Below are 16,661 nucleotides of genomic sequence, written 5' to 3' on the forward strand. Positions count from 1 at the left end.
AACGGAGACAACAACATGGCATTGGTTGAAGTGAAGGTCCCCGACATCGGGGACTTCAAGGAAGTGGCGATCATCGAGCTGCTGGTCAAGCCGGGCGACACCATCAAGGCGGAACAGAGCCTGATCACGGTCGAGTCGGACAAGGCCTCGATGGAGATCCCGTCGTCCCACGCCGGCGTGGTCAAGGAACTCAAGGTCGCGATGGGCGACAAGGTCAGCGAAGGCACGCTGCTGCTGCTGCTGGAAGTCGCGGGCGGCGCAGCCGCGCCGGCTCCGGCGCCCGCCGCCGCACCGGCCGCCGCTCCGGCGCCGGTGGCCGCTGCCCCGGCCGCTGCGCCCGTGGCCGCCGCTGCCCCGGCCGCCGCCGGCCCGATCGACATCTTCGTGCCCGACATCGGCGACTTCGCCGAGGTCGCGGTGATCGAGCTGCTGGTCAAGCCGGGCGACACGATCAAGGCCGAGCAGAGCCTGATCACGGTCGAGTCGGACAAGGCGTCGATGGAGATCCCGTCGTCGCATGCCGGCGTGCTCAAGGAGCTGAAGATCAAGATCGGCGACAAGGTGAGCAAGGGCTCGCTGATCGCGGTGATCGAGGGCGTGGGCGGTGGCGCTGTCGCTGCTGCACCGGCCGCCGCTGCTGCTGCCCCGGCTGCTCCGGCTGCTGCACCCGCTGCGGCATCCGTGGCTGCGGCCGCGCCGGTGGCCGCCGCCGCCAGCGTGCCGGCCCACGACCCGACCGCGCAGAAGCTCAACCTGCCGCACGCCTCGCCGTCGATCCGCAAGTTCGCCCGCGAACTGGGCGTGCCGCTGGACGAGGTCAAGGGCAGCGGCCACAAGGGCCGCATCACCCAGTCCGACATCCAGGGCTTCGTCAAGGGCGTGATGGGCGGTGCGGTGCAGACCGCGGCCCAGAAGGCCAAGGCGCCCGCCGCCGCACCGGCCGCCGCCGGTGGCGCGTTCCCGGGCCTGCTGCCGTGGCCGCAGGTCGACTTCGCGAAGTTCGGTCCGGTCGAGCGCAAGGATCTGTCGCGCATCAAGAAGATCAGCGGCGCCAACCTGCACCGCAACTGGGTCGTGATCCCGCACGTCACCAACCATGACGAGGCCGACATCACCGAGCTGGAAGCCTTCCGGGTCCAGACCAACAAGGAGAACGAGAAGAGCGGCATCAAGGTCACGATGCTGGCCTTCATGATCAAGGCCGCCGTGGCCGCGCTCAAGAAGTTCCCCGAGTTCAACGCCTCGCTCGACGGCGACACGCTGGTGCTGAAGAACTACTTCCACATCGGCTTCGCGGCGGACACGCCCAACGGCCTGGTGGTCCCGGTGATCAAGGATGCCGACAAGAAGGGCATCTTCCAGATCAGCACCGAGATGGGCGAGCTGGCCAAGAAGGCGCGTGACGGCAAGCTCGGCCCGGCCGACATGACCGGCGGCTGCTTCAGCATCTCGTCGCTCGGCGGCATCGGCGGCAAGTACTTCACGCCGATCATCAACGCCCCCGAGGTCGCGATCATGGGCGTGTGCAAGAGCACGATCGAGCCCAAGTGGGACGGCAAGGCCTTCCAGCCGCGCCTGATCCTGCCGCTGTCGCTGTCGTGGGACCACCGCGTCATCGACGGCGCGGCCGCCGCACGCTTCAACGTGTACTTCGCATCGCTGCTGGCGGACTTCCGCCGCATCGTGCTCTGAGCCGGGGACACGACATGGCATTGATCGAAGTTCAAGTTCCCGACATCGGCGACTTCAAGGATGTCGGCATCATCGAGATCCTGGTCAAGCCGGGTGACACGGTGAAGGCCGAGCAGAGCCTGATCACCGTCGAGTCCGACAAGGCCTCGATGGAGATCCCCTCGTCGCACGCCGGCGTGGTGCAGGCCATCAAGGTCGCGATCGGCGACAAGGTCAACCAGGGCAGCGTGATCCTGTCGCTGGAGGCGGCTGGGGCGGGCGCATCACCCTCACCCCAACCCTCTCCCGTCAAGGGAGAGGGAGCCAGCCCGGCGCCAGCGAAAGTTCCTGCCCCCTCTCCCCTTGCGGGAGAGGGCCGAGGTGAGGGGTCAGCGGCCTTGCCTGCAGCCACCTATGCCGGCGCGGCCGACGTCGAATGCGACGTGCTGGTGCTGGGCGCCGGCCCCGGCGGCTATTCGGCCGCCTTCCGGGCCGCCGACCTGGGCCTGAAGGTCGTCATCGTCGAGCGCTACGCGACGCTCGGCGGCGTCTGCCTGAACGTGGGCTGCATCCCGTCGAAGGCGCTGCTGCACGTGGCCGCCGTGATGGACGAGGTCAGCCACATGGCCGATCTGGGCGTGAGCTTCGGCGCGCCCACCGTCAACGTCGACCAGCTGCGCGGCCACAAGGAAAAGGTCATCGGCAAGCTGACCGGCGGCCTCGCGGCGATGGCCAAGATGCGCAAGGTCACGACCGTGCGCGGCATCGGCACCTTCCTCGATCCGTATCACGTGAAGGTCAGCGAGACGACCGGCACGGGCACCGAATCGAGCGGCGGGCAGAAGGTCGTCAAGTTCAAGCACGCCATCATCGCGGCGGGCTCGCAGTCGGTGAAGCTGCCGTTCTTCCCGCAGGACGAGCGCATCGTCGACTCGACCGGCGCGCTGGCGCTGAAGTCGGTGCCCAAGAAGATGCTGATCGTCGGCGGCGGCATCATCGGCCTGGAGATGGGCACGGTCTACAGCACGCTGGGCGCCCGCCTGGACGTGGTCGAGATGCTCGACGGCCTGATGCAGGGCGCCGACCGCGACCTCGTCAAGGTCTGGGAGAAGATGAACAAGGGCCGCTTCGACAAGATCATGTTGAAGACCAAGACCGTCGGTGCCGAGGCCACGCCCGAAGGCATCAAGGTCCGCTTCGAGGGTCTGGACGGCACGACCTCCGAAGGGCTCTACGACCTGGTCCTGCAGGCCGTGGGCCGCAGCCCGAACGGCAAGAAGATCGGCGCCGATCAGGCCGGCGTCGCGGTGACCGACCGGGGCTTCATCCCGGTCGACATCCAGATGCGCACCAACGTGCCGCACATCTTCGCGATCGGCGACATCGTCGGCCAGCCCATGCTCGCCCACAAGGCGGTGCACGAGGCGCACGTGGCCGCCGAGGTCATCGCCGGCACGCTGCAGGGCAACAAGGAACTGGCGGCTGCGGCGTTCAACGCCCGGGTCATCCCGAGCGTGGCCTACACCGATCCGGAAGTGGCCTGGGTCGGCCTGACCGAGGACCAGGCCAAGGCGCAGGGCATCAAGGTCAAGAAGGGCCTGTTCCCGTGGTCGGCCTCCGGCCGCGCCATCGCCAACGGTCGCGACGAAGGCTTTACCAAGCTGCTGTTCGACGATTCGCCCGAGGCCCACGGCCACGGCAAGATCCTCGGCGGCGGCATGGTCGGCACCCATGCGGGCGACATGATCGGCGAGATCGCGCTGGCCATCGAGATGGGCGCGGACGCGGTGGACATCGGCAAGACCATCCACCCGCACCCGACGCTCGGCGAGAGCATCGGCATGGCCGCCGAGGTCGCGCACGGCTCCTGCACGGACCTGCCGCCGGCCAAGCGCTGACGCGCCTTGGGCGGGCCTCGTCGGCCCGCCTCGAAAGCCGCCCCGGCGCCAGCCGAGGGCGGCTTTTTCATGTTCAGGCCACGTGCCTATACCGCCTGTTTGGCCAGCCAGATCGCCAGCCCCTGACCATTCAGGCGGATGTCGATGTCCAGCCGCTCGGCGGCGGCCTCGTCGCTGAGCGGCGAACCGGCGCGGCGGGCGGCGCCGAGCAGGATCTCGCGCATCAGCGCCACCATCGCGGCCTCGCGCGTGGCCGCGTCGGCGCCCGGGTGGGCACGGGCCCAGGCCAGCGCGCCCTGCTCGAAGGCATCGACCTGTTCGAGGATCTGCGCGGCCAGCGCCGGCACGTCGCCCAGCCGGCCGTAGTGGGTCGGGTAGATCCAGTCGGGCCGGGCCGCCAGCATCCGCGCGATCGAGGCTCGCATCGCGTCGGGCTCGAACTGCACCGGCGTGCTGCTGGGCATGATGTAGACGCGCGGGGCGCCGCCGGGCTGCAGCGGCGCGCCGTCCAGGTCGCGGTAGCTGATGCCGAAGGTGTCGCCGGTGAACCAGCCGCGGCTCTGCTCGTCCCAGATCGCGTGGTGGTGGCGGGCGTGGCCGGGGCTGTCGATCAGGCGCAGCGCGCGGCTGCCCAGCATCACGGTCATCTCGTCGTGGCTCTCGACCACGCGCTCGGCGGCGATCGGCAGGATGTGGCCATAGGTGCGCAGCACCTCGTCGGGGCCGTAGACCGCCCGGGCGCCCTCGACCAGCGCCAGCGGGTTGATCAGGTGGCGCGCGCCGCGCGGGTGGATCAGCGCCTGCGCGGCGGGCAGGTTGGCCATCAGCAGGCCGGCACCGCCGGCGTGGTCCAGGTGGACATGGGTGGGGATGACCCAGTCGACCGCGTCGCGGCCCAGGCCGGCATGTTCCAGGGCGGCCAGCAGGCGCGGCACGGCGACGTTGTGGCCGGTGTCGATGAAGGCGGCGCGGCCTTCCGGGCTGACGATCAGGTAGGCGGCGTCGAAGTCGGCGCGGTGGAAGCCGGTGTCGACCACGGTGATGCCGTGTTCGAGCGGCTTCAGGAAGACATCCGGCGCTTCGTTGGAGGGGGGTGTCAGGCTCATGGCTTCGGATCATGCCAGCGGCCATCGCGTCGCGGCCCGTGCGAAATGCGACAGGAATGGGGCCGGCTCGGGTGCCAGATCGGGCCTTGCCGGTGACGGGCCGCTGATACGATCTTTCGCAGTTCCGACCTTTGCCGCACGTCCCCTGGAGAACCCCATGACCCGAGCCGTAGCCCTGAGCCTGTGCGCTGTCGCGCTGGCGCTGCCGGCGCTGTCCTCGGCCCAGTTCAAGGTGGTCTCGCCCGACGGCACCGTGACCTACACCGACCGCGAACCGGTCGACCGCGGCCTGAAGGTCCAGCCGCTGCGCCGCGACGCCACGCCTGCGGCCAGCGTCACGGCGGCGCCGGAGCTGCCCTACATGCTGCGTCAGGCCGTGACGCGCTACCCGGCCACGCTCTACACCGCGCCGTCCTGTGCCGCCTGCGACACCGCCCGGGCGGCGCTGCGTGCGCGTGGCGTGCCTTACACCGAGCGGGTCGCATCCGATGACGAGGGCGTGCGCGAGCTGCGCCGGCTCGAACAGACCACCGAGGTGCCGGTGCTGCGGCTGGGTCGCCAGCAACTGGTCGGCTACGCGGCCGATGACTGGCAGGCGATGCTGGACGCGGCGGGCTACCCGCGCACATCGGTGCTGCCGTCGACCTGGCGCCACGCCGCGCCCGAACCGCTGGCAGCGCCACGCAATGCCGAGGCGGCGCCGGCCCGATCCGCGCCGCAGACGACAACGATTGCGCCGGTCTCCCCGACGGCGCCGGTCAACCCCGCAGCGGGCGGGATTCGTTTCTGATCGGAATCAGTCTGCTCGCCATGACCACGCGACACCGCAGCCCGGGCTCGACGGGCGGACAGCAAAAAGCCCGCGTCGCGCGGGCTTGGCAACGGGGCGTCGGGTGGTCAGGTCGGAGCGGTCGCGCGCAGGGCAGCCTCGGCGGCGCGGATGTTCTGCGCCAGCTTCCCCTTGGGGCCGTCCACGAGATCGAAATCGACCGAGGAACCCTGCTTGAGGGTACGGAAACCGTCCATCTGGATCGCCGAGAAGTGCGCGAAGACGTCCTCTCCGCCACCTTCCGGTTCAATGAACCCGAAGCCCTTCACGTCGTTGAACCACTTGACGATGCCGCGTGCCATCTCTCGCTCCTCGTGCCGAAATTTGTTTCGAGATTCTCGTTATCGCGAAAGAGGCTTGTCAACGCAGGAAAGACCCTGCCCGTGAACGTTTCCGAACGCCGTTTTCCGATTTCCGGAACACCTGCGAGCGGGCCGTGCAAGGCGTCATTGCCTCGCTTGGGCGAGGCCTGCGGGCCGTCTATAGAATGGTTCGCATGACCGAGCGCAAGCCTGACCCACCGCGTGTGCCGCCGTCCCCCGACGACGGCCAGGGCGCGGTCATTGCCGAGAAGCAGCACCAGCGCACGGAGCCCCCGCGCGTCTATCAGGTCCTGATGCTGAACGACGACTTCACGCCCATGGAGTTCGTCGTGATGGTGCTGCAGCAGTTCTTTCGTCACGACCTCGAGACCGCCACCCAGATCATGTTGAAGATTCATCATGAGGGCCGGGCGGTCTGTGGTGTCTATACCCAGGATGTCGCCGCCACGAAAGTGGAGATGGTGATGGCAGCCGCACGAAGGGCGGGTCATCCGCTGCAGTGCACGATGGAGGTCGCATGATCGCGCAAGAGTTGGAAGTCAGTCTGCACATGGCGTTCGTCGAGGCGCGCCAACAGCGGCACGAGTTCATCACCGTCGAGCACCTGTTGCTGGCGCTGCTGGACAACCCCTCGGCGTCCGAGGTGCTCAAGGCTTGCGCCGCGAACATCGATGACCTGCGCAAGAGCCTGTCGCAGTTCATCAAGGAAAACACGCCCACGGTCGGTGGCACCGACGAGGTCGACACGCAGCCGACGCTGGGTTTCCAGCGCGTGATCCAGCGGGCGATCATGCATGTGCAGTCCACCGGCAACGGCAAGAAGGAAGTCACCGGCGCAAACGTGCTGGTGGCGATCTTCGGCGAGAAGGATTCGCACGCCGTCTACTACCTGCACCAGCAGGGCGTGACGCGCCTGGACGTCGTCAACTTCATCGCCCACGGCATCAAGAAGAGCGAGCCGCCCGAGCCCACCAAGGGCAGTGGCAGCGAGCCGACCGGCAACTCGTCGGGCAACGATTCCGACAAGGAAGAGGGCGAAGGCAAGGGCTCACCGCTGGACCAGTACACGCAGAACCTCAACCAGGCTGCGCGTGACGGCCGCATCGATCCGCTGATCGGCCGCGAGCACGAGGTCGAGCGCGTGATCCAGGTGCTGTGCCGCCGCCGCAAGAACAACCCGCTGCTGGTCGGCGAGGCCGGCGTGGGCAAGACCGCCATCGCCGAGGGCCTGGCCTGGCGCATCACGCAGTCCGACGTGCCCGACGTGCTGGCCGAGTCGACCGTGTATTCGCTCGACATGGGCGCGCTGCTGGCCGGCACCAAGTACCGCGGCGACTTCGAGCAGCGCCTGAAGGGCGTGCTCAAGCAGCTCAAGGAACACCCGCACGCGATCCTGTTCATCGACGAGATTCACACGCTGATCGGCGCCGGTGCGGCTTCGGGCGGCACGCTCGACGCCAGCAACCTGCTCAAGCCCGCGCTCAGCTCGGGCCAGATCAAGTGCATCGGCGCGACCACCTTCACCGAGTACCGCGGCATCTTCGAGAAGGACGCGGCGCTGTCGCGGCGCTTCCAGAAGGTCGACGTGGTCGAACCCTCGGTCGAGCAGACCATCGAGATCCTCAAGGGCCTGAAGTCGCGCTTCGAGGAGCACCACAGCGTCAAGTACGACCTGGGTGCGCTGCAGGCCGCCGCCGAGCTGTCGGCCAAGTTCATCAACGACCGTCACCTGCCCGACAAGGCGATCGACGTGATCGACGAGGCCGGTGCGGCCCAGCGCGTGCTGCCCAAGAGCAAGCAGAAGAAGAAGATCACCCGCAACGAGGTCGAGGACATCGTCGCCAAGATCGCCCGCATCCCGCCGGCCAGTGTCTCCAGCGACGACCGCTCAAAGCTCAAGAGCCTGGACCGTGACCTGAAGAGCGTGGTGTTCGGCCAGGACCCGGCGATCGACGCGCTGTCCGGCGCGATCAAGATGGCGCGTTCCGGCCTGGGCAAGCCCGAGAAGCCGATCGGCGCCTTCCTGTTCAGCGGCCCGACGGGCGTGGGCAAGACCGAGGTCGCCAAGCAGCTGGCCTACATCCTGGGCATCGACCTGATCCGCTTCGACATGTCCGAGTACATGGAGCGTCACGCCGTCAGCCGCCTGATCGGCGCGCCTCCGGGTTATGTCGGCTTCGACCAGGGCGGTCTGCTGACCGAGGCGGTCACCAAGAAGCCGCATTGCGTGCTGCTGCTTGACGAGATCGAGAAGGCCCATCCGGACGTCTTCAACGTGCTGCTGCAGGTCATGGACCACGGCACGCTGACCGACAACAACGGGCGCAAGGCCGACTTCCGCAACGTCATCGTCATCATGACGACCAACGCGGGTGCCGAGACCATGCAGAAGGCCACCATCGGCTTCACGACGGCGCGCGAGAGCGGCGACGAGATGGGTGACATCAAGCGCATGTTCACGCCCGAGTTCCGCAACCGGCTCGACGCCATCGTCAGCTTCCGGGCGCTGGACGAGGAGATCATCCTGCGCGTGGTCGACAAGTTCCTGCTGCAGCTCGAGAGCCAGCTCGGCGAGAAGAAGGTCGAGGTGACCTTCACCGACGCGCTGCGCAAGCACCTGGGCAAGAAGGGCTTCGATCCGCTGATGGGCGCACGTCCGATGCAGCGCCTGATCCAGGACACGATCCGCCGTGCGCTGGCCGACGAGCTGCTGTTCGGTCGCCTGACCGAAGGCGGTCGCCTGACGGTCGACCTCGACGACAAGGGCGAGGTGCTGCTCGACATCGAGCCGCGCAACAAGAGCGACAAGCCGAAGTCGGAGCCTGCGACGGCCTGATCCGCGCGAGACCCGCTGCCCGAGAAGCCCCGCCGATGCGGGGCTTCTTCGTTTCGTGGCGGAAGGGAATGGGAGTCGAACCCACCCGGCGACGCATGGCGCCACCCACCGGGTTTGAAGCCCGGCCGACCCACCAGGATCGTTTCCCCTCCCGGGAATCTCGTGTCGTGCGCCGGTCCTGTCCGGCCCGGTCAGGACGACGTGCTCACCTCCTCGTCGCGGAACAGCTGGCTGTCGGCGCGCAGCCGGTGGAGGTCACCTACCCGACGGAGTACCCCGATGCGATCGAGGTATTCGAGGATCTGGATCGCCCGCTTGCGGCCCAGCGACGTGGCGTCGCGGAACCGTGCGGCCGTGACCTCGCCGTCATGGGCGTGGGCGACCTCGCGGGCGATGGCGCAAAGTCTGGCCATCGTGCCCGGCGGGTAATAGAGGTCTTTCACCACTTGCATCAGCTCGCCGCGCTGCGCGAGCCGGGCCAGCGTGACGCGCATCAGCGGCTCGGACTCGGCGGCATCGCGGGCCAGGTCGCGCACCCAGGCGCCCTCGAAGCCGGCAGCGGCCAGGGCCGGGCTCACCTTCTGAGCCAGTCGTTCTTCGGTGGCCGACAAGCGGATGCCGTGTTCGGGCAGATGGACGAAGGATCCGCGGACCTGCAGCTGCGCATCGGCCTGCAGGCGGGCCAGCAAGGCCCTGTACAGCGGCTCGGGCAGTCGCGGCAGGGCCAGGCGACGCAGCCGCGCCGCATCGGGGCCGAGTTCCTCCGGATGGCCGGCGTGGAAGCGGATCAGCGCGGCCAGCAAGGCGGTGCGCGCCGCGCCGGTCTGGTCGGCCCCGAGGGCCCAGCCGTCCGCCGTCAGCAGCGTGGTGGTGTCGGGGCCGATCGACGGAAGGGCCGATCGGCACGAGGCCAGCGGCTGACCCTGTGCAGCGGCGAGGCGGTTCAGGTCGACGCCGTTCGGTGCCGCATCGACCAGCGCGGTGACCCGCGCGGCCAGCGTCTCCAGACCCAGCGCATCAAGCTCGGCCAGTCGCTGCAGCGTGCGCCGGTAGCGCACCGGCGCATGCGGGTCGAGCACCGTGCCACCGGCCAGGGTGCGGCTGGCCGAGGCATCGCGCAGCACGACCCGGTCACCGTGCCAGGCACCGACAGGGCTGCGCAGCACCAGCTGCACACGCGCCTGGGCGCCGGGCAGCAGGCGGTCGACACCCTCGTGTTCATCGAGGATCGCGACGGTGCCGGGCATGTCGATCGCGCCGATGTGGACATGCACGGGCGTGCCGCTGCGCAGCGCGCGGGTCTCGTCCTGCCAGAGCGTCAGCTGCACGTCCAGGCGCTCGGTCGCCAAGGCCGCCTCGGGCGCGACGATCCACTGGCCGCGTTCGATCTCGTCCTTGGCCAGGCCCACCAAGCCGATCGCGCAGCGCTGGCCGGCCTGCGCGTGCTCGACCACCCGGTTCTGCGCATGCAGGCTGCGCACCCGGACCTTCTGGCCGCCCGGCATGCGGACCAGCTCGTCGCCGACCGCCACGCGGCCGGCGTGCACCGTGCCGGTGACGACCGTGCCGACGCCGTCCAGCGTGAAGGCCCGGTCGATCGCCAGCCGGAAAGCCCCGTCGACACGGGCATCGCGACGCGCGGCATGGGCGCGTGCGGCGTCGCGCAGGCGCTCGCGCAGCTCGGGCAGGCCGGTGCCGCTGTGGGCCGACACGGCCAGCACCGGGGCCTGCTGCAGCGAGCTGCCTTGCAGCAGCGTGGCCACTTCGGCCTGCACGGCGGCCAGCCGGTCGGCGTCGACCCGGTCGGCCTTGGTGATGACCACCGCCCCGTCGCGCAGCCCCAGCAGCGACAGCACCGCGAGGTGTTCGCGGGTCTGAGGCATCACGCCGTCATCGGCGGCGACCAGCAGCAGCGCGTGGTCGATGCCGGTGGCGCCGGCCAGCATCGTGTGGACCAGCCGTTCGTGGCCGGGCACGTCGATGAAGCCGATGCGCGGCGCGGCCACGCCGTCCTGTTCCGGCACGTCCAGGAATGCGTAGCCCAGCTCGATGCTGATGCCGCGTTTCTTCTCCTCGGGCAGACGGTCGGTGTCGACGCCGGTCAGCGCCTTCACCAGCGTGGTCTTGCCGTGGTCGATGTGACCGGCGGTGCCGACGATCATGGGCGTCTCCGCCGCCGCTGGCTCAGGTCGTGAGCTCGCGGGCGGTGATGGTGTACTTGAAGGTGTCGGGCGCCAGCTCGTCGAAGCGGCCGCTGGCGTTCTCGCCGTTCGGGTACATCAGGAAGGACTTGGTGCCGGTGTCGGCGCTGCCGGGCAGGACCAGGTCGTTGACGGTGTTCCAGCCCACCCAGTTGCCTTCCCAGCCGCCGAACAGGCCCTTCATCACCGGGGCCACCACCGGGTGTGCGGGATCCTTGATCCAGTCGGCCGTCTCCTGGCGCATCACCTTGAGCACGTCGGCCGGATCCATCGCGACCCAGCCCAGGCCGGCGATGTGGGCCTCGGCGCGGCAGTGCTGGGCGCCCTTCAGGTTGGCGGGGTTGCCGCTCAGTTCCTTGTAGCCGAAGGCCGACGGCACCAGGCGCAGGCCGTAGACGTCACGGGCCGGCACGCCGACGGCGCGGCACAGGCCGACGAAGACCGCGTTCAGGTCGGCGCACTTGCCGCCCAGGTTGCCGGTCTCCAGCATCGTCCTGATGTCGCCGGTGCCGCAGCCGCGGGTCTTGGGCTCGCGGTGCGCGTTGGCGACGACCCAGTCGTAGATGCCCCGCACCTTGTCGAGATCGGTCTTCGCGCCGCGCGTCGCGTCCAGCGCGGTCTTGCGCACGATGCCGTCCAGCGGCTTCAGCTCGGTCGGCTGCAGGTTGGCCTTCAGCACGGCCGGATCCTCGGCGACGGCCGGGCGGCCCTTCCAGTCGACCGCGCGGTTGCGGGTGCGCAGCGTGCTGGTCAGCGTGACGGTCGGCTGGGCGGTCTCGGGCGCGAAGGTGGCATGCAGCATGCGCACGCCGTGTTTCGGCTCGCGCACCAGACCGGCCTGGCGGGCATTGCCGGTCCAGCTGTTGTCGACCGACTGCTGGTAGTCGCTGTCGATGTCGGGCACCGGCAGCCACAGCTGGGTCGCGCCCTGCACGTCGGCGATCTGCACGGTGGTGGTCACCTCGAAGGTGCGCCAGCCGGCAACGACCGGCTCGAAGCGGCGCTCGGTCGCGGCCTGCGCGCGGGCCAGTCCGGGGACGAGCAGCGGCGCGGCCAGCGCGGCGCCGGAGCTCAGCAGGGTGCGGCGGTCCAGGCGGAGAGGTTTCATGGTCGGGGCTCCAGGGCAGGTCGGTCAGGGTTCAAGGTTCGGGGATCGGGGATTGGGGAATAGGGATAGGGCTTCGGCAGGCGTCAGATCAGCTCGCGCAGCCAGCGTCGCGGCGCGGCGCCGGCCCAGTCGATCTCGCCGACGACGCTGAAGGCCGCACGGCCCTTGCGGTCGACGACGACGGTGGTCGGGAACACGCGCGCGCCCCAGGCCCGCGAGGCCGCGCCGTCGCGGTCGCGCAGCACCGGCAGGCTCAGCGGTTCGATGTCGAGGTAGCGGCGCACGGCGGCGTCGGTCTCGCGGTGGTTGACGGTGACGACCTGCACGCGGTCGTCGAGGTGGCGCTGCGCCAGCAGTTCCAGCGACGGCAGCTCGGTGCGGCAGGGCTCGCACCAGCTGGCCCAGAAGTTGATGACGACGACCTGGCCGCGCGCATCGGCCAGGCGCCAGGTCGGGCCGTCCCAGGTCGCCAGCTCCAGGCCGGGCGTGGCCTGTCCACGGGGCCAGGGCGTGCGCTGGCTGTCGGCCGGGTCGGTGGCCGCGCGGCTTGGCAGCGCGGCCAGCGCGCCGAGGCCGAGGCCCAGGCCCAGCAGGCTGCGGCGTGTCACGGCGTGGTCGGGGTTCATGTGTCGGTTCGGGGCTCAAGCCAGCAGGTCGCGCAAGGTGCCCAGCTGGGCAGCGAAAAGGGCGTGATTCTCGACGCAACGCAGGTCAAGCAGCAGGCGGTCGTCGGCGATGCGGCCGATCACCGGGCGGGGCAGGGCGCGCAAGGCGGTCGCGAGTTCGTCCAGCGCCCGGCCGGCGCCCTTCTTCTGCAGCGGGGTGATGGCGAGGCCGGCCGAGGGCAGGCGGTCGACCGGTAGCGAGCCCGAGCCGATCTGGCCGAGCAGGTCGTCGACCACCTGCACGCCGAAACGGGGTGCGACGGCAGCGGCCACATCGGCCTGCAGCGCCGTGGCGGTGGCCCGGATGTCGGCCAGCGGGCGCGTCAGCAGGCGCAGCGTGGGCAGGTCGCGGCTCAGGCGTTCGGGCCGCAGGTAGAGCCGCAGCGTGGCTTCCAGCGCCGCCAGCGGCAGCTTGCTGACGCGCAGCGCGCGTTTCATCGGGTGGCGGCGGATGCGATCGACCAGCGCCTTGTGGCCGACGATCAGCCCGGCCTGCGGTCCGCCCAGCAGCTTGTCGCCGCTGAAGGTGACGAGCTGGCAGCCGGCGGCGAGCTGTTGCTGCGGCATCGGCTCGTGCGGCAGGCCGTGGGCCGACAGGTCGATCAGCGAGCCGGCCCCCAGGTCGCTGACCAGCGGCAGGCCGTGGCGCTGCGCGATGCCGGCCAGCGTGGCCTCGTCGACCGAGGCGGTGAAGCCCTGCACCTGGTAGTTGCTGGTGTGGATCTTCATCAGCAGCGCGCTGCGCTCGCCGATGGCGTTCTCGTAGTCGCGCGGGTGGGTGCGGTTGGTGGTGCCGACCTCGACCAGCCGGGCGCCGGCCGCCGTCATCACGTCGGGGATGCGGAAGGCGCCGCCGATCTCGACCAGCTCGCCGCGCGAGACGATCACCTCGCGGTCACGCGCCAGCGCGGCCAGCGTCAGCAGCACGGCCGCCGCGTTGTTGTTGACGACGGTGGCGGCCTCGGCGCCGGTCAGCTGGCACAGCAGGTCCTCGACCAGGCTGTCGCGGTCGCCGCGGCCGCCGCTGGCCAGGTCGTACTCGAGGTTGTTCGGGCTCGCCATCAGCCCCAGCACCTGCTGCAGCGCAGCGTCGGCCAGCAGCGCGCGGCCGAGGTTGGTGTGGATGACGGTGCCGGTGCAGTTGAAGACCGCCCGCATCGCCGGCGCCAGCGCGGCGTCGATGCGCTGTTGCAGCGCGCCGGTCAGCGCGTCGGGCTCGACCTCGGCGCGGGCCAGCGCACCGGCCAGCGCCCGGGCGCGCAAGCCATCCAGCAGCGCCCGTGCGTGCCGGGCCACCAGCGTGTGGCCGTGTTCCTGCAGCAGCGCCGCAGCGGCGGGCAGGCGCAGCAGCCGGTCGACGGCGGGGAGGTCCTTGGGGCCGGCCGGCTCCGTCACGGAGCCTGTCTCGCCGGGGGCCTTGGAACCGTGAACCACGGATTCTTCGGGCCGCGCCATCACGCGCCTCCGGGATCGGGTGGCGTGCCGCCGGGATCCACCGTCGCCGCGTCGTCGGGCTCGCCGAACAGCAGCATCAGGTTCAGCCCGTGGCGCTGCAGGCCGGTCTCGGCCACCAGCAGGTCCAGCGTGATCGAGGCCAGGTCGTCGGCCACCGCGTCGACGCCGGGGTCGCGGTCGGTGTGCAGGATCTTCAGGTAGTGCCCGCAGTCGTCGCAGGTCTCGGCCTGGATCGCCGCCTGGGCCGCGCGGGCCGAACGGGCGGCGGCCTCGTCCTCGTCGAGTCCTTCGGCCAGTTCGGCGGTGTCGAGCGACTGGAACGCGATCGCCTTGCCGCTGCCGCAGTGCGCGCACTGGATGCGCACCCGGTGCCATTCGGTGTTGCACAGCCCGCAATGCAGGTAGCGCTGACCGAGCGACTCGCCTTCGCTGCGCGTGATGCTGGCCACCGGCCGGCTGCCGCAGCAGGGGCAGACGCCGCTGGCGTGGTCGTCGGGCCGGCCGAAGGGCTGACCACTGCCGATGTGCTGGCGCTGCACCTCCAGCACGAGGTGGGTCCAGTAAACCTGCAGCGCGGCGGCGATCAGCGGGGCGGTGCCCATGTCCAGCCCGCGCATCAGCCCGGTCAGCAGCCGGTCGGCCTGCTGTTCGAGGTGGTCGGCGTCGGCCCGCACCAGGCCGTCCAGCAGCGCCTGCACGGGTGCCGGCGCCGCTGGCCGCAGGGTCAGGCAGATCTGGCGCAGCGCGGCTTGCCAGGCCGGGTCGCGTGGCCAGTCCAGCGTCGACAGCGGCGGTTCGCCGCGCTGCGCGGCCCTGTCCAGCGCGGCCGCGTCGGGCAGCGGCACGCCGGACGGGAAGTCCTTCAGGGCCTGGTGCTGGGCCATCGCCAGCTCGGCCATGAAGGCGAGGAAATCGCCCATCGCGTGGCCGCGCGCGAGCTGGCGCAGCCGCATCGACCGCTCGGCGAACAGCGTCTCGCGCTGCGGCCAGCGGAAGTAGGGCGTGGCGCCACCGGCCCGCGAGGCGATCTCCTCCGGGCTCATCACGCGGACCGTGGCGCTGGCGCTCATCGGGCGTTTTCCTTCGCGGTCGAACGGGTCATTTCCTCATGCCAGAGCGGGTGGTTCAGGCGCGCCCAGTTCTCCGACACCGTGCCGCGGGTCATTGCCCGCACGGTGCCCTTGACCCAGATCGCCGCATACACGTGCACGATCACCGACAGCACCAGCACGACCGCCGCGACCGAGTGCAGCAGCACGGCGACGCGCAGCACGTTGATCGGGAACAGCGGTGCGAACCACGGGCGCCAGAACATCAGGCCGGTCGCGACCAGCACCAGCAGGCTGATCGACATGGCCCAGAACACCCGCTTCTGACCGGCGTTGTACTTGCCGACCGGTGGCAGGTTGGCCTTGTTGCCACGCAGCATCTCGCCCATGTGCCGTGACCACTCCTTGTCGGCCTCGGTCATGACGTTCTCCTTCCACAGCCGCACGAACAGGCCCAGGAACGCGATCACCATCAGCAGCCCCAGGAAGGGATGCAGGATGCGCGTCCACGGGCCGCCGCCGAACAGGTTGGTGAAGAAGAACAGGCTGGGGTGGAAGAAGGCCAGGCCCGACAGCCCGGCCAGCACGAACATCAGGGCGATGAACCAGTGGTTCATGCGCTCCGAGTCGCCATAGCGTTGCAGCATGCGGCTCATGACTTCTCCTCTTCCGACTCGATCGGACCGACCTTCATGTAGTGGAAGAAGCCGGCCACGACCGCGCCGACCATGCCCGCCACCGCGAGCGGCTTGGCGATGCCCTTCCAGACCGACACCATCGGGTTGATCGTCGGGTTGGCCGGCAGGTCCTCCAGCTCGGGCTTGTCGGCATGCTTGAGCACGTACATGACGTGCGTGCCGCCGACGCCCTGCGGGTTGTAGAGACCCGCGTTCTGGAAGCCGCGCTCCTTGAGCTCACCGGCGCGCTTCTCGCCGTACGAGACCATCTCCTCCTTGGTGCCGAAGCCGATCGCGCCGGTCGGGCAGGTCTTGACGCAGGCGGGCTCCAGCCCCACGCCGACCCGGTCCGAACAGAGCGTGCACTTGTAGGCCTTGTTGTCGGCCGCGCTGATGCGCGGCACGTCGAACGGGCAGCCCTTGATGCAGTAGCCGCAGCCGATGCAGTTCTCGCTGATGAAGTCGACGATGCCGTTGCTGTACTTGACGATCGCGCCGGGTGAAGGACAGGCCTTCAGGCACCCCGGGTCCTCGCAGTGCATGCAGCCGTCCTTGCGGATCAGCCATTCGAGGCTGCCGTTCTCGGGCTCGACCTCGAAGAACTTCATCACCGTCCAGCTGCTGGCGGTCAGGTCGCTGGGGTTGTCGTACACGCCGATGTTGGTGCCGACCTCGTCACGCAGGTCGTTCCAGTTCATGCAAGCCACCTGGCAGGCCTTGCAGCCGATGCACTTGGACTCGTCGATGAGCTTGGCGACCTGCGGTGCGTTGGTCCGCACCTGGGGCGTGGGCGAGGTGGTGGCCGAGCGGGCCACCACGTCCTGGGATTGCATGCTGGCCACG

At 69.8% G+C, this 16,661-nt stretch carries 14 protein-coding genes and 1 tRNA gene; 5 read left to right on the forward strand and 10 right to left on the reverse strand.

Going from position 1 to position 16,661, the window contains the following annotated elements; translation table 11 throughout:
- The first annotated feature begins 15 nt into the window (after positions 1-15).
- Together aceF and lpdA are read left to right on the forward strand one after the other, a co-directional pair.
- The gene (aceF, locus tag ACWA7K_RS03675) at positions 16-1,692 is read left to right on the forward strand and encodes a dihydrolipoyllysine-residue acetyltransferase (RefSeq protein ID WP_456165756.1); all 1,677 of its coding nucleotides are present in this window, start codon (positions 16-18) and stop codon (positions 1,690-1,692) included.
- A 14-nt stretch (positions 1,693-1,706) separates the two neighbouring features.
- Positions 1,707-3,569, forward strand: coding sequence for a dihydrolipoyl dehydrogenase (gene lpdA, locus ACWA7K_RS03680; protein ID WP_456165758.1), 1,863 nt, complete (start codon positions 1,707-1,709; stop codon positions 3,567-3,569).
- Between the two features lie 86 nt (positions 3,570-3,655).
- On the opposite strand, the gene ACWA7K_RS03685 is transcribed toward lpdA, so the two are convergent.
- Positions 3,656-4,675, reverse strand: a complete 1,020-nt coding sequence (locus ACWA7K_RS03685; protein WP_456165760.1) for an MBL fold metallo-hydrolase — start codon at positions 4,673-4,675, stop codon at positions 3,656-3,658.
- 157 nt (positions 4,676-4,832) lie between these two features.
- Between ACWA7K_RS03685 and ACWA7K_RS03690 the strand changes: the two genes are divergently transcribed.
- Positions 4,833-5,465: a glutaredoxin family protein gene (locus ACWA7K_RS03690; protein WP_456165762.1), complete on the forward strand. Its 633-nt coding sequence runs from the start codon at positions 4,833-4,835 to the stop codon at positions 5,463-5,465.
- Between the two features lie 107 nt (positions 5,466-5,572).
- On the opposite strand, the gene ACWA7K_RS03695 is transcribed toward ACWA7K_RS03690, so the two are convergent.
- Entirely contained in the window at positions 5,573-5,806 is a 234-nt protein-coding gene (locus ACWA7K_RS03695) for a cold shock domain-containing protein (RefSeq protein ID WP_456165764.1), read from the reverse strand.
- 185 nt (positions 5,807-5,991) lie between these two features.
- Here ACWA7K_RS03695 and clpS point away from each other — a divergent pair, with 185 nt between their 5' ends.
- Both clpS and clpA read left to right on the forward strand, forming a co-directional pair.
- Positions 5,992-6,348, forward strand: a complete 357-nt coding sequence (clpS, locus tag ACWA7K_RS03700; protein ID WP_456168673.1) for an ATP-dependent Clp protease adapter ClpS — start codon at positions 5,992-5,994, stop codon at positions 6,346-6,348.
- Positions 6,345-8,663, forward strand: coding sequence for an ATP-dependent Clp protease ATP-binding subunit ClpA (gene clpA, locus ACWA7K_RS03705; RefSeq protein WP_456165766.1), 2,319 nt, complete (start codon positions 6,345-6,347; stop codon positions 8,661-8,663). Before clpS ends, clpA begins: the two co-directional genes overlap by 4 nt.
- Before the next feature lie 56 nt (positions 8,664-8,719).
- Here the strand turns inward: clpA and ACWA7K_RS03710 are convergent.
- The 8 genes from ACWA7K_RS03710 to fdxH form a co-directional block, all read right to left on the reverse strand.
- Positions 8,720-8,815: transfer RNA gene (locus ACWA7K_RS03710), tRNA-Sec, on the reverse strand.
- 39 nt (positions 8,816-8,854) lie between these two features.
- On the reverse strand, positions 8,855-10,825 hold the full coding sequence (gene selB, locus ACWA7K_RS03715; protein ID WP_456165768.1) for a selenocysteine-specific translation elongation factor: 1,971 nt from the start codon (positions 10,823-10,825) through the stop codon (positions 8,855-8,857).
- A 22-nt stretch (positions 10,826-10,847) separates the two neighbouring features.
- A complete protein-coding gene (locus ACWA7K_RS03720) occupies positions 10,848-11,972 on the reverse strand; it encodes a transglutaminase-like domain-containing protein (protein WP_456165770.1) in 1,125 nt (374 codons plus the stop codon).
- Between the two features lie 83 nt (positions 11,973-12,055).
- Complete coding sequence (locus ACWA7K_RS03725) at positions 12,056-12,598, reverse strand: TlpA family protein disulfide reductase (protein ID WP_456165772.1); 543 nt, start codon at positions 12,596-12,598, stop codon at positions 12,056-12,058.
- A gap of 15 nt (positions 12,599-12,613) precedes the next feature.
- The gene (gene selA, locus ACWA7K_RS03730) at positions 12,614-14,032 is read right to left on the reverse strand and encodes an L-seryl-tRNA(Sec) selenium transferase (RefSeq protein ID WP_456165774.1); all 1,419 of its coding nucleotides are present in this window, start codon (positions 14,030-14,032) and stop codon (positions 12,614-12,616) included.
- Between the two features lie 59 nt (positions 14,033-14,091).
- A complete protein-coding gene (gene fdhE, locus ACWA7K_RS03735) occupies positions 14,092-15,162 on the reverse strand; it encodes a formate dehydrogenase accessory protein FdhE (RefSeq protein ID WP_456165776.1) in 1,071 nt (356 codons plus the stop codon).
- Positions 15,159-15,797: a formate dehydrogenase subunit gamma gene (locus ACWA7K_RS03740; protein ID WP_456165778.1), complete on the reverse strand. Its 639-nt coding sequence runs from the start codon at positions 15,795-15,797 to the stop codon at positions 15,159-15,161. Before ACWA7K_RS03740 ends, fdhE begins: the two co-directional genes overlap by 4 nt.
- Positions 15,794-16,651, reverse strand: a complete 858-nt coding sequence (fdxH, locus tag ACWA7K_RS03745) for a formate dehydrogenase subunit beta (protein WP_456165780.1) — start codon at positions 16,649-16,651, stop codon at positions 15,794-15,796. The genes ACWA7K_RS03740 and fdxH overlap by 4 nt, the downstream gene beginning before the upstream one ends.
- Positions 16,652-16,661: the final 10 nt, after the last annotated feature.

This window comes from Leptothrix mechoopdaensis (SeqCode) (genome assembly GCF_053893855.1).

What these genes read in the sequence shown, in the direction of transcription:
- aceF (WP_456165756.1), top strand. Translation starts at nt 16, where the DNA reads ATGGCATTGGTTGAAGTGAAGGTCCCCGACATCGGGGACTTCAAGGAA.
- lpdA (WP_456165758.1), top strand. Translation starts at nt 1,707, where the DNA reads ATGGCATTGATCGAAGTTCAAGTTCCCGACATCGGCGACTTCAAGGAT.
- ACWA7K_RS03685 (WP_456165760.1), bottom strand. Translation starts at nt 4,675, where the DNA reads ATGAGCCTGACACCCCCCTCCAACGAAGCGCCGGATGTCTTCCTGAAG.
- ACWA7K_RS03690 (WP_456165762.1), top strand. Translation starts at nt 4,833, where the DNA reads ATGACCCGAGCCGTAGCCCTGAGCCTGTGCGCTGTCGCGCTGGCGCTG.
- ACWA7K_RS03695 (WP_456165764.1), bottom strand. Translation starts at nt 5,806, where the DNA reads ATGGCACGCGGCATCGTCAAGTGGTTCAACGACGTGAAGGGCTTCGGG.
- clpS (WP_456168673.1), top strand. Translation starts at nt 5,992, where the DNA reads ATGGTTCGCATGACCGAGCGCAAGCCTGACCCACCGCGTGTGCCGCCG.
- clpA (WP_456165766.1), top strand. Translation starts at nt 6,345, where the DNA reads ATGATCGCGCAAGAGTTGGAAGTCAGTCTGCACATGGCGTTCGTCGAG.
- selB (WP_456165768.1), bottom strand. Translation starts at nt 10,825, where the DNA reads ATGATCGTCGGCACCGCCGGTCACATCGACCACGGCAAGACCACGCTG.
- ACWA7K_RS03720 (WP_456165770.1), bottom strand. Translation starts at nt 11,972, where the DNA reads ATGAAACCTCTCCGCCTGGACCGCCGCACCCTGCTGAGCTCCGGCGCC.
- ACWA7K_RS03725 (WP_456165772.1), bottom strand. Translation starts at nt 12,598, where the DNA reads ATGAACCCCGACCACGCCGTGACACGCCGCAGCCTGCTGGGCCTGGGC.
- fdhE (WP_456165776.1), bottom strand. Translation starts at nt 15,162, where the DNA reads ATGAGCGCCAGCGCCACGGTCCGCGTGATGAGCCCGGAGGAGATCGCC.
- ACWA7K_RS03740 (WP_456165778.1), bottom strand. Translation starts at nt 15,797, where the DNA reads ATGAGCCGCATGCTGCAACGCTATGGCGACTCGGAGCGCATGAACCAC.
- fdxH (WP_456165780.1), bottom strand. Translation starts at nt 16,651, where the DNA reads ATGCAATCCCAGGACGTGGTGGCCCGCTCGGCCACCACCTCGCCCACG.